The sequence below is a fragment of the Ethanoligenens harbinense YUAN-3 genome (genome assembly GCF_000178115.2).
Lineage (GTDB): Bacteria > Bacillota > Clostridia > Oscillospirales > Ethanoligenentaceae > Ethanoligenens > Ethanoligenens harbinense.
The window spans coordinates 1135519-1150155 of sequence record NC_014828.1; the positions used below are offsets into that span (position 1 = coordinate 1135519).

General features: G+C 59.3%; 13 protein-coding genes. 11 read left to right on the forward strand and 2 right to left on the reverse strand.

Annotated features, from left to right (window positions below):
• Nucleotides 1–34: 34 nt before the first annotated feature.
• Nucleotides 35–1438 carry a Sapep family Mn(2+)-dependent dipeptidase gene (locus ETHHA_RS05235; protein ID WP_013484943.1) on the forward strand — a complete coding sequence of 468 codons (1404 nt, stop codon included), beginning with the start codon at nt 35–37 and terminating at the stop codon, nt 1436–1438.
• Between the two features lie 61 nt (nt 1439–1499).
• Nucleotides 1500–2324 carry a tRNA 2-thiocytidine(32) synthetase TtcA gene (locus ETHHA_RS05240; RefSeq protein WP_013484944.1) on the forward strand — a complete coding sequence of 275 codons (825 nt, stop codon included), beginning with the start codon at nt 1500–1502 and terminating at the stop codon, nt 2322–2324.
• Between the two features lie 81 nt (nt 2325–2405).
• Here ETHHA_RS05240 and ETHHA_RS15475 read toward each other — a convergent pair whose 3' ends face one another.
• On the reverse strand, nt 2406–2549 hold the full coding sequence (locus ETHHA_RS15475; RefSeq protein ID WP_013484945.1) for a hypothetical protein: 144 nt from the start codon (nt 2547–2549) through the stop codon (nt 2406–2408).
• 204 nt (nt 2550–2753) lie between these two features.
• Between ETHHA_RS15475 and yunB the strand changes: the two genes are divergently transcribed.
• The 7 genes from yunB (at nt 2754) to ETHHA_RS05275 (ending at nt 10289) form a co-directional block, all read left to right on the forward strand.
• The gene (yunB, locus tag ETHHA_RS05245; protein WP_013484946.1) at nt 2754–3497 is read left to right on the forward strand and encodes a sporulation protein YunB; all 744 of its coding nucleotides are present in this window, start codon (nt 2754–2756) and stop codon (nt 3495–3497) included.
• Between the two features lie 135 nt (nt 3498–3632).
• A complete protein-coding gene (locus ETHHA_RS05250) occupies nt 3633–4235 on the forward strand; it encodes a TetR/AcrR family transcriptional regulator (RefSeq protein ID WP_013484947.1) in 603 nt (200 codons plus the stop codon).
• The gene (locus ETHHA_RS05255; RefSeq protein ID WP_013484948.1) at nt 4201–4998 is read left to right on the forward strand and encodes a flavodoxin family protein; all 798 of its coding nucleotides are present in this window, start codon (nt 4201–4203) and stop codon (nt 4996–4998) included. Before ETHHA_RS05250 ends, ETHHA_RS05255 begins: the two co-directional genes overlap by 35 nt.
• 101 nt (nt 4999–5099) lie before the next feature.
• Nucleotides 5100–5798 carry a response regulator transcription factor gene (locus ETHHA_RS05260; protein ID WP_013484949.1) on the forward strand — a complete coding sequence of 233 codons (699 nt, stop codon included), beginning with the start codon at nt 5100–5102 and terminating at the stop codon, nt 5796–5798.
• Nucleotides 5789–7039, forward strand: a complete 1251-nt coding sequence (locus ETHHA_RS14465) for a sensor histidine kinase (protein WP_013484950.1) — start codon at nt 5789–5791, stop codon at nt 7037–7039. The genes ETHHA_RS05260 and ETHHA_RS14465 overlap by 10 nt, the downstream gene beginning before the upstream one ends.
• A gap of 108 nt (nt 7040–7147) precedes the next feature.
• Entirely contained in the window at nt 7148–7840 is a 693-nt protein-coding gene (locus ETHHA_RS05270; protein WP_013484951.1) for an ABC transporter ATP-binding protein, read from the forward strand.
• Nucleotides 7830–10289, forward strand: coding sequence for an FtsX-like permease family protein (locus ETHHA_RS05275; protein WP_013484952.1), 2460 nt, complete (start codon nt 7830–7832; stop codon nt 10287–10289). Before ETHHA_RS05270 ends, ETHHA_RS05275 begins: the two co-directional genes overlap by 11 nt.
• Nucleotides 10290–10461: 172 nt before the next feature.
• Here the strand turns inward: ETHHA_RS05275 and ETHHA_RS05280 are convergent, their stop codons facing one another.
• On the reverse strand, nt 10462–12159 hold the full coding sequence (locus ETHHA_RS05280; RefSeq protein WP_013484953.1) for a M3 family oligoendopeptidase: 1698 nt from the start codon (nt 12157–12159) through the stop codon (nt 10462–10464).
• 193 nt (nt 12160–12352) lie between these two features.
• On the opposite strand from ETHHA_RS05280, the gene ligA reads away from it, so the two are divergent.
• On the forward strand, nt 12353–14338 hold the full coding sequence (gene ligA, locus ETHHA_RS05285; RefSeq protein WP_013484954.1) for an NAD-dependent DNA ligase LigA: 1986 nt from the start codon (nt 12353–12355) through the stop codon (nt 14336–14338).
• A gap of 4 nt (nt 14339–14342) precedes the next feature.
• Nucleotides 14343–14621 (forward strand): Asp-tRNA(Asn)/Glu-tRNA(Gln) amidotransferase subunit GatC, encoded by a 279-nt coding sequence (gene gatC, locus ETHHA_RS05290; protein ID WP_013484955.1) that lies wholly within the window; start codon nt 14343–14345, stop codon nt 14619–14621.
• Nucleotides 14622–14637: the final 16 nt, after the last annotated feature.

Below are 14637 nucleotides of genomic sequence, written 5' to 3' on the forward strand. Positions count from 1 at the left end.
GGATTTGTTCACAGCGAAAGGCGGGAGTCAGAGTATGGAAAAAGCGCAGATCGAAGCGTACTTCGCGGCCCACAAACAGGAGCTGCTTGACGATATCTGCCGCGTGGTGCGGATCAAGAGCGACAAAGGCGAGTCCGAACCCGGCAAACCGTTTGGCGCGGGGCCGGCGGCGGCGCTGGCGGAAGTGCTCCGTATAGCGGAGAACATGGGCTTTCGCACCCAAAACTACGACAACTATGTTGGCACGGTGGATGCAAACGACAAGGAGCCCCAGCTCAACATCCTCGCGCACCTCGACGTGGTGCCTGCCGGGAACGGCTGGACGGTGACGCAGCCGTTCGAGCCGGTGGAGCGGGACGGTCGGCTCTACGGGCGCGGCACGGCGGACGACAAAGGCCCGGCCATCGCGGCGCTCTATGCGCTCAAGGCGGTCAAGGATCTCGGCGTGCCTTTGCAAAAAAACGTGCGGCTCATCGTCGGCACCGATGAAGAGTGCGGCAGCTCGGACATCGCGTATTATTATAGTAAGGAAAAAGAAAGCCCCATGACCTTTTCGCCGGATGCGTCCTTTCCGGTCATCAATGTGGAAAAGGCGCGGCTGGAAGGGGAACTGACCGCGCGGTTCACACCGTCGGAAATGCTGCCGCGCGTAAGGCGGGCGGATGCGGGCGTCAAAGCAAACGTGGTGCATGACGCCGCCTGTGCGCTGGTGGAGGGTCTTACGGCGGAGGCGCTGGCACCCTACCTGCAGCAGGCGGAGGAACGCACCGGTGCGCATTTTGCCGCCGCCCCGGCCGAAAACGGCGCGGAGATCACGGCAAAAGGCAAGGCCGCGCATGCCTCCACGCCGGAGCAGGGCAACAATGCCCTCACCGCGCTGCTCACCCTGCTGGCCGCTCTGCCGCTGGCACAGAGCGACGGCGCGGCCAAATTGCGCGCGCTGGCACGGCTTTTCCCGCACGGTGACACGACGGGCAGCGCGGCGGGCGTGGCCATGCGGGACGATGTTTCCGGTCCGCTCACCATCAGTTTGAACATGCTGCATGTGGATGAAACGGGTATCTCCGGCGTGTTCGACTGCCGGGCGCCTGTCTGCGCCACCGAAGACAATCTGCAAAACGTGCTGGCACGCCGGTTGGAAGAAGCCGGGTTTGCGCTGGAACCGCACTTCAGCCCCGCGCACCATGTGCCGGGGGACACGCCGTTCGTGCGCACGCTGCTCAAATGCTACGAGCAGTATACCGGCCGCAAAGGGGAATGCCTGTATACCGGTGGAGGCACCTATGTGCATTCTTTGAAAAACGGCGTGGCGTTCGGCTGTTCCCTGCCCGAAACAGACAACCGCATGCACGGCGCGGACGAATTCGCCGTGGTGGACGAGCTGCTTCTTGCGGGGCAGATATTCACGCAGGCCATCATCGACCTTTGCGGGGCGTGACGGTTACTCTTTTTCGGGATACCGCCGCTGCACACCGTACTGATAAGGAACCAAACAAACGATGGAGTTTTACGAACAGGTCGAACAAAGCATCCGGAAGAAATACCGCAGGGAGATCTGGCTGCGGTTCATTCAGAGCATCAAGGACTACGAGTTGATCAAAGCAGGGGACCGCATTGCCGTCTGTATTTCGGGCGGTAAGGATTCGATGTGCATGGCCAAATGCTTTCAGCAGCTTGTGCCGCACAGCGAGGTGCCGTTCACCGCGGAGTATCTGGTGATGGACCCCGGCTACAACGCCGCCAACCGCCGGCGTATCCTGGATAACGCCGAGGCGCTGCATGTCCCCATTCATCTTTTTGAAACGAAGATTTTCGATATCGTGGCGGATGTGGAGCATTCGCCCTGTTATCTCTGCGCGCGGATGCGGCGCGGCTATCTGTACAAAAAGGCGCAGGAGCTGGGCTGCAATAAGATTGCACTGGCGCACCATTTTGACGACGCCATTGAAACGGTGCTGCTGAGCATGCTCTACAGCGGCGAGATCAAGACCATGATGCCCAAGCTGCACAGCGCGCATTATCCGGGCATGGAGCTCATCCGGCCGATGTATCTGGTGCGGGAAGCCGACATCATCGCATGGCGGCAGTACAATGGGCTGCAATTCATTCAGTGTGCCTGCCGCTTCACCGAAAACTGCGCGCTGAGCGACGGCGGCGGTTCCAAACGGCTGGAGATGAAGAAACTTATCCGGACATTCCGGCAGGCCAGCCCGCCCATCGACATGAATATTTTCCGCAGTGTGCACAATGTGGATCTGGGCGCGGTGATTGGCTGGCGGAAGCACGGGGAGCGGCACAGCTTTCTGGACGATTACGACGCATGAGCGTTTCCGGGCAAGAACAAGCGGCATCCGAACCAAAACGGATGCCGCTGTTTGTTTTTCGTATATCAAATACAGATAAAATCAAATATCCGCATCGTCGTCGATCGAGATGCATCCTTGCGGGAACTCCGGCGAGCAACAGACCTCGTTGGGGATGATATAGTCCTCGTCGGAACCCTCTGCCGTGTTGATCTCGAACCTAATGCCTTTCGCGTTTTCGCTCATGTCCATGCACCTCCTTTAAACTATCTATACTATACCATATCGGTCAAGTTTCGTCAATGCCTTTCACATAAAAAGTTTGAAAATTCTAAATGTGATGAGCCGCCGAAAGAATCGCGCATGCGGTCAGGCCGGGCGGGCATATAGTAGGGGCGAAGGTTCCGTTTGGCCCGCGTTGCCGTGGGCACATCTGCGTGGGAGGGTTTTATGCCGCGGTTCAAGCGCAAGTACAAGATGTCGCGCCGGCAGCGCTTTATTGTGCGAATGGTCTGCGCGTTGCTGGTGGTCCTGCTTGCCTACACGCTGTTCAACTGGAAGATCATGCCGGCTTTCAGCACTTATGCGACTTATGCCGCCCGCAGTATCGCTGTGCGCAGAATCAACGACGCGGTCGGGCAAGTGCTCAAAGCCGATCCCGTCAGTTATGATACACTGATGATCTATCAGAAAAATAACGACGGCCAGATTGTGGCGGTGCAGGCCAACACCCCTCAGATCAACGCCCTGAAATATGAGATTATCCGGCAGGCGTCGGACGCGCTCAACGCCCTGCCCGAAAGCACGATCAACATTCCTCTGGGAAACGTCATGGGCGGGCCGTTGTTTTCCGGGCGAGGGCCGAACATCCCGCTGCGGTTTTCTCCGACGGAGGATGTGGACTGTGATATCACCAGCAAGTTCTCGGCCGCCGGCATCAACCAGACCAAGCAGGATATTTACCTGACCGTGCGCGCGGATATGACCGCTATGCTTTCGGACAGCGAGGCCACCATCCATGTGCAGAACGTGTTCATGGTCGGCGAGAGTGTGATCGTCGGCACGGTGCCGGGGCAGTATTTCAATGTGACGGGGTCGGGCAGTTCCATAAACGGGGCGGACGCTTTTGCGTTTGGTTCCTATAACAGCAGTACTTCCTCATCGGGCAGCAGTGCCGCCAGGGCGGGAAAATAGCCGCCGTCGGCGAGCGGCACAGGGAGAAAGGCGCCGCGTTCGGCAGGTGGACAATCTGCCTGGCAAAGACCTTGACATGCGGCGGAAATTTCCTTACAATAAATTTGAACGTTGTTCAAATTCAAAGGAGCCCATATGGAGCATTCTCCCGACATCAAGGAAAAAATCATTCAAACGTCCACCGCGCTCCTGCTGGAAAGCGGCGGCAAACCCGAACACATTACCATCCGTGCCATCGCCGCGCGGGCCGGAATCGGCGTCGGTCTGGTCCACTACCATTTCGGGTCGAAAGAAAAGTTGATCGAAACGTGCGTGCAGCGCATCATTCAGGACGTCATCCTGCGCTTCCGCCCGCCGGACATTCCCGGTGCGGGCAGGCTGTCTCGGCTTCAGGCAGTGGCGAAACAGGTGGCGGATTTTCTGGTGGAAAACCCGCAGATCTCCCGCATCTCCATTCTGGGCGACATGGGCGACCCCGCGGTGCCGGACAATACCATGAAGACAGTGGAGGGATTCCAGGGTGTGCTGGGCGTGCGGACGGAAGAAGCAAAGCGGGCGCTGTACGTTTTCACACTGGCCTTACAGGGTCTGTTTTTGCGTAAAGACGTGCCGCCCGATGCCGCAGGACTTGATCTGAACGTCAAATCCGATCGGGACAAGCTTATCGAATGGCTGCTTGAAAAGCTGCTGAAAGGAATCGTGTATGAAGATCCTGCTGCTGAACGCGACGCCCCATAAAGGGAATACCTGGCGGGTCATGTGCGCGCTTCGGGACGAGATCGCACAGGCCGACCCGGCGGTAGAGTTTGAAGAAATTCATCTTGCCGGGTTGGGGCTGCCTTTTTGCACCGGGTGCAGCCTGTGTTTTCGCCAGGGACACCGTTTTTGCCCGCATGCGGACATCCTGTTGCCGCTGCTTGCGAAAATGGAAGCAGGCGACGGGTTGATTTTCGGGACTACCACCTTCAATATGGCCCCCAACGCGCTGGCCAAAAACCTGATGGACCATTGGTGTTTTTTGCTGCACCGGCCGCATTTTTTCCGAAACAAAGCCATGGTGGTTTCCACCACCGGTGGTGTCGGCGCGGGGAAAACGGTGGATTATACGGCCGGTACGCTGCGGGCCATCGGATACAACCGGTGCTATAAGCTTCCGCTCGCCTCGGCCAGTTGGAACGATTACCGCCCCTCTCCGGCGGCACAGCGGAAAATTCGTCACATGGCGTTGTGCTTTTATAAAGACTGCGTGTCCGGTTGCCTGGCTCCGGCGTCCGTTTTGCAGATGATTCCGTACAATCTGTTCCGTGGGATGAGTCTTGCCTACGCCAAGGGCAGCCCGTATGAAACGGAAGACGGCAATCACTGGAGCGACCCGGTGCGCGCACACATGGCCTACGATCCTTCCGTGCCCATGCCGTTTTACAAAAAGCCGCTTGGACACTTGTTTTACCTCATTGGCCGCGCGGCAGGCAACGCTGTGACCGTTACGTACAAAAAGTAAAGCATCCGCTGCAAGGCCCGCCGTTTTCCGGCGGGCCTTGCCTTTTTTACGGCATTGGTGATACCATAGAAGCGCGATGCGGAGGAAAGGTGGAAAAGGGCATGCAGAGGCTTTTGGTAGTGGAAGACGATCCCGCGCTGGTGACGGGGCTGCGGTACAGTATGGAAAAGGACGGGTTTCAGGTGCGGACGGCCGGCAGTGTGCGGGAAGGGTGGCAGGCGTTTTCGCAGGACAGGCCCGATCTGGTGGTGCTGGATGTCGGCCTGCCGGACGGCACGGGGTTTGACCTCTGCCGGCAAATTCGGGTGGAGAACGGCACGCCCATTTTGTTCCTGACCGCGTGCGATGAGGAAACGCAGGTCGTGATGGGCCTCGATATGGGCGGCGACGATTATATAACCAAGCCGTTCCGCCTGCGGGAGCTGCTCTCGCGTGTCCGGGCCCTGCTCCGCCGCAGTGCGGACAAGCCTGTCAAAACACTGGTTTCCGGCGCCGTCACGCTCGATACGGAGGAAGCCCATGTCTGCCGCAATGGGGAAGAGATCTCGCTCACACCGGCGGAATACCGGCTGCTGCGCCTGCTGATGCAGAACGAGGGGCGAACCCTGACCCGTGAGCAGTTATTGGATACGCTGTGGGACAGCGGCGGGGATTTTGTGGATGAAAACACGCTGTCGGTCTATATTCGCCGTCTGCGGGCTAAAATAGAGGACAACCCCTCGTCCCCCGTGCACATCCATACGGTGCGGGGCGTGGGATACCGTTGGAAAGCGGAGGAGGGCGGGGAAGCATGTCGATGAAAGCGGTGCTGCGCGAAGATGTGTGGCGGGGGATTATCCGTCTGTTTCTGTTGCTGGCCGTGGGAATGGCGGTCGCATTTATGATCGGCGGGGCCGTGTCCGCAAGGCAGATGGAAGCCGGGCTGGTCGCGCGGGAGAGCGCGGTGGCGGGGCGGCTGATCGCCTCGCGCGCCGCAGATGCAGACACCGTGGCCGATGCCTTCACGGCGAAACGTATTTCGGCACAAGAGCAGGCGCTTGGCACGCAGGTGTTTGTCGCGCGCGGCTACCGTGCGGAGACAGCCGGGCTGCTCGCACCGTTTTTCAGCATGACTTACCGGCAGTTTATCGGCGCGTACGGCATCCTGTTTCTGCTGGCGCTTTTCCTGTTTGCCGGCTATGTGCTGATAAAGCTGGCGCATGTATATGCCTGTATCGACCGGCTGGCGGGGCAGGCGGCGGAAATCGGCCGGGGCAATTTCGCCCTTCGCCCGGAACGGATTCTCGAGGGCGCGCTCGGACGCATGCAGGACGCCCTGCGCGAAGTGGCGCTCGGGGTGCAGAACCGGCTGGAAAAGCTGGAGAAAAACCGCAAGTTTCTAAAAGACCTGACTTCGGACATCTCGCACCAGTTGAAAACGCCGCTGGCGGCGCTCAAAATGTATCAGGAAATTCTGACGCAGGAGCCGATGGGGGCCGACGCGCGCTCTTTTGTAACGGGCAGCGGGGAGCAGATCGAGCGTATGGAATGGCTGGTGCTCGGCCTGTTAAAGATGGCGCGGGTGGAAGCCGGGCAGCTTACGCTGCATCTGTGCCCGGAGGACCCGGATGTGCTGTGCCGGCAGGTGGCGGCGGATTTTACGCGCATGGCGTCCGAAAAAGGCGTGGATGTGGTCTGTGTCTCCGACTGTAAAGCGACGCTTCTCTGTGATGCGGCATGGCTGCGCGAAGCGGTTGGCAACGTGGTTAAAAACTGCATCGAGTGCACCCCGCCCGGCGGGCGGATCACACTGGAGACGGAGGAAACGCCGGTCGCCTGCATTCTCACGGTGCGGGATACCGGGCCCGGCATCCATCCGGCCGATCTGCCGTTTTTATTTCGGCGCTTCTATCGCGGCCATGGGCGTTCCGAGAAAGGCAGCGGCATCGGTCTGCCGCTGGCGCGCTCCATCACCGAACAGATGGGCGGCACGCTCAGCGCGGGCGGTATCTACGGGCAGGGCGCGGTGTTCACGTTCACCTTTCTGCACCAGTCTATCTGAAAGCGGACGCTTTCCTTACAAAACTGTAAGAAAGGCGGCCGCTTTATTCACCGGATTGTAAGGCTGTGGCGGTATACTGTTCTCAACATCAAAAAGGAGGACGGATTTATGCGGATATTGGAAACGCAGGGTCTATACAAAACGTATGGCAAAGGGGAAACACAGGTGCAGGCGCTTCGGTCGACCAACGTCGCGGTGCAGAAGGGGGAATTCATTGCGATCATCGGGCCGTCGGGTTCCGGCAAATCCACCATGCTGCACATGCTTGGGGGACTGGATTATCCGAGCGGCGGGAAAGTGCTCATCGACGGCACCGACCTTTTTTCACTGAAAGAAAAGGAGCTTTCCATTTTCCGCCGCCGTAAGATCGGCTTCGTTTTTCAGGCGTTCAATCTGGTGCCGGTGCTCTCGGTGGTAGAGAATATCGAGTTGCCGCTTCTGCTCGACCGTGCCGTGCCGGATCGGGCCTACATCGACGAAATCATCCACGCGCTGGGGCTTTCGGACCGGAAAAACCATCTGCCCACGCAGCTTTCCGGCGGGCAGCAGCAGCGTGTGGCCATCGGCCGGGCGTTGGCGTCCAAACCGGCCATCATTCTTGCGGATGAGCCGACCGGCAATCTGGACACGCAAAACAGCAAAGAAGTACTGGCGCTGCTGCACATGAGCGTGCAGAAATATCACCAGACCCTCATTGTCATTACACACAACCCCGAGATTGCCGCGCACGCCGACCGCGTGCTGCGCATCGAGGACGGCGTGGTTACCGAACTGGAAGCGGGTGGCGGCCATGCTGAATGAAAGCGGAATCGCCCGACGTTATCTTTCCACACAGAAAAAGCGCACGGTGCTGCTTACCATGGGCGTGGCGCTGGCCATGGCGCTTATCAGCACCGTGTTTTCCATGCTCAACCTGATGCAGGCGTTTGAAGTGCGCATGACCATTGAAGACAGCGGTGTCTGGGAGGTCATGGCGGGCGCCTGTACCCCCGCACAGGCCGCCGCACTGCAAAAACGGGTCGATGTGTCGGCCTCCGGCAAGGTCGCCGTGGTCACGCAGGATGCACAGATCGGCGGAACCGATTTGCAGTCGCTGACCGGCGCGGATGCCGGCGGCTTTACACAGCGCCATTGGCTTCTCAAATCCGGCAAACTGCCGCGGGGAACGGGGGAGATCGCGCTGGAGGGCTGGGCGCTGCAAAAACTGAGCCCCGGCGCCAAGATCGGCGACACCCTGATCCTGACCATAGCCGGAAAAAAGCAGAGCTATACCGTCAGCGGCATTTTACGGGACAACGCCGTGCACCGGGACAGCAAACTGTATAAGGCGTGGATTTCGCTTGGGGAGGCGCAGCAACTCAACGGCTCGGATGACGCGGATGTCCTGATGCAGGTGGCGGGAAATGCGGATATCGGGAAGTTTGTCAAAAGCGTCGAGAGCGAACAGCACTTGAGCAAAGACCAGATGCAGACACATGGAACGCTGTTGGCCGCCACCGGCCGCTCGGACAGCCGGGAAGTGATTGCGATTTATGCGGTGGGCGCCGTGCTCGGTCTGGTGGTACTCTTTGCGGCCATCGTGATGATCTACAATGCATTCAATATGTCGGTCACCCAGCGGATGCGGCAGTTTGGGCTGTTGCGCGCCATCGGCGCGACACCGAAGCAGGTGCGTCGCATGGTGCGCGCCGAAGCCGCGCAGGTCTCGCTTCTCGGTGTTCTGCCGGGCGTGGCGCTGGGTGCGGTGGTCAGCATGCTGCTCAACCTGCTGTTGCGGAGTACGTTTCCAGCCTATTTCGGTGGGCCGGACGCTCCGGTCGTCTTTATCTCCTGGCCCTCGCTGGCAATCGGCGCGATAGTCGGCATTTTGGGAACGCTGCTTTCCGCCTTGCGCCCGGCCCGCCGTGCGGGCAAGGTCTCGCCGGTGGAAGCCATTGCGGCTATGCCCGGCGCCAATTTTAAAAAGCGCAAGACCATGGGGGTAGCGACACATCTTCTGCCGGTAGAGGCCGCTATCGCCCTGCGGCAGGTGCTCATGCGCAAGCGTGCGTTTCTGCTCACGGCGGTGTCGCTGGCATTCGGCATTCTGCTGCTGCTTGCGTTTTCCCCCGTGACCGATTTCTTCGCGCAGGGCACCCGCCACACTTACGACCTCGGCGATGTGTATGCGCTGACGACGACTCCGGGGCAGGGTTTTTCGGATGAGACCGTGCGGGACATGTCCAAGATCGACGGGGTGCAGTCCATCTCGCCCAAACGCATCGGATCGGTAGACGCAACCTTTGCCTATTCGCTTCTGGGCGAAAACTATCAGGACGGCGTGAAAAACGGTGGAGCCAAGGCATCCAAAGGTGCAGACGGCATGGTGAAAACCGACGCGAAATCCAAAATACTCGGTCTTTCCGATACGGACATCCGCGCGCTGCAAAGCGACCTTATTCTTGGAAAGATCGACCCGGCACAGCTTGATAAAGAAAACGGCGTGCTCCTCATGATTAACGAGGGGTTACCGGGGCAGCCCAATCTTGGTGACCTGCAGCCGGGGGACATCATCCGCGTGAACGGGAAGTCGTTAAAGATCTGCGGTATCGTGCAGACAAACGAAGTGATATATGAGGTCAATAACGATGAAACCGCCCATCAGGCCCCGCTGTTCGGCATGTATACGACCAACAAGGTCATGCGGCAGTTCATGGATATTCAGCCCAATCTGGTGACGATGATGCTGCGTCCTGGAACAAACGGGGATGCCGTGGCCGCCCGTGTGAAACAACTGACGGCGAATGTTCCCGGCGCGACCAGCGCAAATCAACAGGCACAGAAACAGGAGGCACAGAACGCGAACATGATCGGAAACGTGTTCGTATATGGATTTATCGGTGTGATCGCGCTGATCGGCGTGCTCAATATCATCAATACCATCGGCACCAACGTGCTGGTGCGCACGCGGGAAATCGGCCTGCTGCGCGCGGGCGGCATGACGATGGGGCAGGTGACATCAATGCTTATAAACGAGTCTGTTTTGTATGGCGTCTTTGCGCTGGCCATCGGGCTGGCGGCCGGTATTCCGCTCAATCACTGGTTCTCGCAGCAAATGGTGCAGCGCCTTTACGGTTTGCCGTGGCATTTGCCGTGGCTGTTTATCATCATCGCGTGCGCGGTTACGGTGGCGGCGATTTTCCTTTCGCTTGTTTCACCGCTGCGGCAGATCAAAAAACTGGAAATTACACGCGCCGTTACGGTCGAGTGACATTTTCCACTCATCAATAGGAATAAAACGAAACCCGCCGAGGAAAGTCAAACGGTTCCTCGGCGGGTTTTGTTTTAGGCGTGAAAAGACTGTCTTTTAAGTGGAATATGGCTTTCGGTCGGTGCGATGCGCGGGGCACCCGGGTGTCGTACCTTCATTATGCTATGCCGCCTTACCGCAGTTTGCTTTCGTCGAACCCGTCGATGAACGCTTTGGCGGAGGCCGCCACGTTTTTCAGACAGGCGGGATCAAACGGCGTTTCCAGCCCCACCTGCTTGAGCAGGCCGGTGAACGTGCCTTTGCCGCCCAGTTTGCAGAGCGCCAGATATTTCTGCCACGCGGCCCCGCGGTCTTTCTGCATCAGCGCCCAGAATTCCAGCGCGCAGGTCTGCGCCAGGCAGTAGTCGATATAGTAAAACGGCCGCTCGTAAATGTGGGCCTGCCGCTGCCAGCGCCCGCCGATGCCGAAGAACCGGTCGCCGTCATATTCGATGCCCGGCAGGTATTTCTGCTCCAGATTCAGCCAGGCATTCCGGCGCTCGTCGGGGGTCAGGCCGGGGTTGTCGTAGACGATGTGCTGGAATTCGTCCACCGCGCACCCATAGGGCAGGAACAGCAGCGCGCTGCCCAGGTGCATGTAGCGGTAGCGGTCGGCGTCCTTGCCGAAAAACAGCTCCATCCACGGCCAGGTGAAAAATTCCATCGACATGGAGTGTATTTCGCAGGCGTCGTAAGTGGGCGAGCGATATTCGGGTGGGAAGATATCGCGTGAGAGGTAGGCTTGAAATGCGTGCCCGGCCTCGTGTGTCAGAGTAGAGATATCCTCCGAAGTGCCGTTAAAGTTGGCAAAAATGAACGGCGAGCGGTAATCCGGCAGTTCGGTGCAGTAGCCGCCCGCCGCCTTGCCTTTGCGCCCGAGCGCGTCGAACAGCTCGTTTTGCAGCAGAAAATCGAAAAATTCGCCGGTTTCGGCCGAGAGCTCGCTGTACATCTTCCGTCCGTTTTCAAAAATTTCTTCCGGCGTGCCCTGCGGTGTGGGGTTGCCGCCCTTGAACTGCAGCGCTTCGTCGTAAAAATACAGCGTGTCGAGTCCGAGACGATCCTGCTGTTTGCGGTGCAGCTCCGTGGCGATGGGGACGATCTCGGTCTGTACCAGCTTGCGGAAGGCTTCCACCTGCTCACGGGTGTAGCTGTTGCGTGTCATGCGCAGGTAGCCCAGCGGCGTATGGTTGGGGAAACCAAGCGCTTTGGCCTGCTTGTCGCGTACCTTTACCAATTTGTCATAGATTTCATCCAGCTCGGTGATGTGCGCGAGGAAAAAGGCCGAGCGCTTTTCCGCGGCGGCTTTGCGCACCGCGCGGTCGGGCGAAACGAGGTACGCGCCCAACTGAGAAAGGTTGAGCGTTTTGCCATCGAACGCGATCTGCGCCGACGCGATGAGTTTCTGGTACTGCGAGCTCAGGCGGTTTTCCTCCGCCATGTCCCCGATAATCTTTTCATCAAAGCTGCGCAGTGCGATGGCGATGTTTGTAAACAGCAGCGGCCCCAGCGCCTTTTCCAGCTCGGCGCGGAACGATGAGCTGTTCAGCGCCTTGTAAAAACGGTTGTTCAGTTCCTCAAATCTGGGGTTGGTTTCGTCGTAATAATCGTTTTCAGCCGTGTAGAACGCATCCTCGGTGTTGACCGTGTGGCGGATATAGCACAGACTGGCCATGGTGATCAGCGTGTCCCGCAGCTTGAACAGAGCCTTGGCCGCGTCCAGCTGCGCTTCGGCCGAGCCGGCTTTGGAAAATGTGTTCAGTGCCTGCTCGAAATCAGCGCGGTAGGTGTCGTAATCCACTCGCTTGTATGGCATGTCTTGAAATTTCATCTGTTGTACCTCCGTGCGGGCGTATCGCCCTTTTGCCCATATTTTACCGGATATGATTGACTTTTGCAAATGCAAACCCGCCGGTGCGTATATTTGGAACTTTTCTGCCCGGCCTCTACACGTTTGGGGCAAAAAATGGTATACTATATCATCAGGGACTGATGACGAAATGCGGCCCGGACGGGGGAATGGTATGGACGCCGCCGCGCGTGCAAAGGAATTGAGAAAAGCGCTGTCCCGCCATAACTATCTCTATTATGTGCTGGACGCGCCCGAAATAGAAGATTTTGAATACGACCGCATGCTGCGGGAACTGGAAGAACTGGAAGCCGCACATCCGGAGATCGTCACGCCCGATTCGCCCACGCAGCGGGTGGGCGGCGAGGCTGTGGGGCAGTTTGAGCCCGTGCGGCACGAGGTGCCCATGGAAAGCCTGCAGGATGTGTTCTCCGTGGAAGAGGTGCGCGCGTTTGATGAGCGGATGCACGCCGCCCTGTCCACTGTGCGCTATGCGGTAGAACCGAAAATCGACGGGCTTTCGGTCGCGCTTGAATACCGAAACGGCCTGTTCGTGCGCGGCTCCACCCGCGGCGACGGCGTGACCGGTGAGGATGTGACCGCTAATCTGCGCACGGTGCGCTCCATCCCGCTGCGGCTTTCGCGTCCGCTGCCCTTTCTGGAAGTGCGCGGCGAGGTGTTCATGCCCGTGGCGAAGTTTGAGGCGTTGGTGCGTGCGCAGGAGCTGCGCGAGGAAAAGCTGTTTAAAAACCCGCGCAACGCCGCCGCCGGCTCGCTGCGGCAGAAGAACCCGAAGATCACCTCTGCCCGCGGGCTGGATATTTTCGTGTTCAATATCCAGCGCATCGAGGGCGCGACGGTGGAGAGCCACCTGGCCGGGCATGCGCTGCTCAAAGAGCTGGGCTTTAAGGTGGTGGCGCACACCGCCTGCGATACTCTCGAAAAGACGGAGACGGAGATCACCCGCATCGGGGAGAGCCGCGGCAGCCTGCCGTACGGCATTGACGGCGCGGTGGTGAAGGTAGACGATTTCACCGCACGGCGTATGCTTGGCAGCACGGCCAAATTCCCGCGCTGGGCGGTGGCGTTCAAGTTTCCGCCGGAGGAAAAGCGCACCGGATTGCTCAGCATCGACATCAACGTCGGGCGCACCGGCGCGCTCACGCCCACCGCCGTTCTGGAGCCGGTCTTGCTGGCAGGAAGCACCGTGGCTCGCGCTTCCCTGCACAACGAGGATTTCATCCGGGAGAAAGACATCCGTATCGGGGACACGGTGGTGGTGCGCAAGGCGGGGGACATTATTCCAGAGATTGTGTCCGTGGCCGAACACGGCGGGGGAAAACCCTACCGTATGCCCACGGCCTGCCCGTCCTGCGGGGCCCCGGTGGCGCGGGAGAAAGACGAGGCCGTGCTGCGCTGCCAGAACCCCGACTGCCCGGCGCAGCTGCTGCGCCACCTCATCCACTTTGCCTCGCGCGACGCGATGGATATCGAGGGGATGGGCCCGGCGCTGGTGGAATCGCTTGTGGGGGAGGGGCTGGTGCGCTCCATCGCCGATGTGTACGACCTGAATGCGGAAGCTGTTGCCAAGCTGGAACGGATGGGCAAAAAATCGGCCGAGAACCTCATTGCCGCTATTGAAACATCCAAACGGGCCGGGCTGGCGCGCCTGCTCTACGCGCTGGGCGTAAGGCAGGTGGGGCAGAAGGCCGCGGGTCTCATCGCCGCGCGCTTCGGCAGCATGGAGCGGTTGTTTTCCGCCACGGAGGACGAACTCTGCGCCATCGACGAGATCGGCGGCATCATCGCGGAAAACGTGGTGCGTTTCTTTGCGCTGGAAGATACCGCCAGACTGGTGGAACGCCTGCGCGCCGCAGGGGTGGACCTCACCGCGCGTGAGCAGGAAGTGGCGGACACCCGGCTTTCCGGGCAGATTTTTGTGCTCACCGGCACGCTGTCGAAGTATTCCCGCGAGGAAGCCAAAAAGCGCATTGAAGCGCTGGGTGGCAAGGTGACCGGCAGCGTGTCCAAAAAGACGAGCTATGTCGTCGCGGGGGAGGAAGCCGGTTCCAAGCTGGACAAGGCCCTGGCGCTGGGTGTGCCGGTGCTGGATGAAGCGGCATTTGAGCAATTATTGGGAATATCGGAAACGGAGGAATAAACGAATGGAAGAAATCGACGTGCGTCACCTGGCCAAACTCTCGCGCTTGCGCTTTGACGAGGCGGCGGCTGATAAAATGGCGCATGACATGCGGAAAATCGTGGACATGGTGGCAGAGCTGCCGGATTTTGAAGAGACAGAGACGGCGACGGCGCTGGATGTGAATGACCGCATGGAACTGCGCAAAGACGAAGTCGGTCCATCGCTCACGCGCGGGCAGGTGCTGCAAAACGCGCCCAAGACCGAGGCGGGCTGCGTGGTCGTGCCCAAGACTGTGGAATAATCGAAAGGGAGACAGC

Coding starts and splice junctions, on each gene's coding strand:
- ETHHA_RS05235 (WP_013484943.1), top strand. CDS start 35: ATGGAAAAAGCGCAGATCGAAGCGTACTTCGCGGCCCACAAACAGGAG.
- ETHHA_RS05240 (WP_013484944.1), top strand. CDS start 1,500: ATGGAGTTTTACGAACAGGTCGAACAAAGCATCCGGAAGAAATACCGC.
- ETHHA_RS15475 (WP_013484945.1), bottom strand. CDS start 2,549: ATGAGCGAAAACGCGAAAGGCATTAGGTTCGAGATCAACACGGCAGAG.
- yunB (WP_013484946.1), top strand. CDS start 2,754: ATGCCGCGGTTCAAGCGCAAGTACAAGATGTCGCGCCGGCAGCGCTTT.
- ETHHA_RS05250 (WP_013484947.1), top strand. CDS start 3,633: ATGGAGCATTCTCCCGACATCAAGGAAAAAATCATTCAAACGTCCACC.
- ETHHA_RS05255 (WP_013484948.1), top strand. CDS start 4,201: ATGAAGATCCTGCTGCTGAACGCGACGCCCCATAAAGGGAATACCTGG.
- ETHHA_RS05260 (WP_013484949.1), top strand. CDS start 5,100: ATGCAGAGGCTTTTGGTAGTGGAAGACGATCCCGCGCTGGTGACGGGG.
- ETHHA_RS14465 (WP_013484950.1), top strand. CDS start 5,789: ATGTCGATGAAAGCGGTGCTGCGCGAAGATGTGTGGCGGGGGATTATC.
- ETHHA_RS05270 (WP_013484951.1), top strand. CDS start 7,148: ATGCGGATATTGGAAACGCAGGGTCTATACAAAACGTATGGCAAAGGG.
- ETHHA_RS05275 (WP_013484952.1), top strand. CDS start 7,830: ATGCTGAATGAAAGCGGAATCGCCCGACGTTATCTTTCCACACAGAAA.
- ETHHA_RS05280 (WP_013484953.1), bottom strand. CDS start 12,159: ATGAAATTTCAAGACATGCCATACAAGCGAGTGGATTACGACACCTAC.
- ligA (WP_013484954.1), top strand. CDS start 12,353: ATGGACGCCGCCGCGCGTGCAAAGGAATTGAGAAAAGCGCTGTCCCGC.
- gatC (WP_013484955.1), top strand. CDS start 14,343: ATGGAAGAAATCGACGTGCGTCACCTGGCCAAACTCTCGCGCTTGCGC.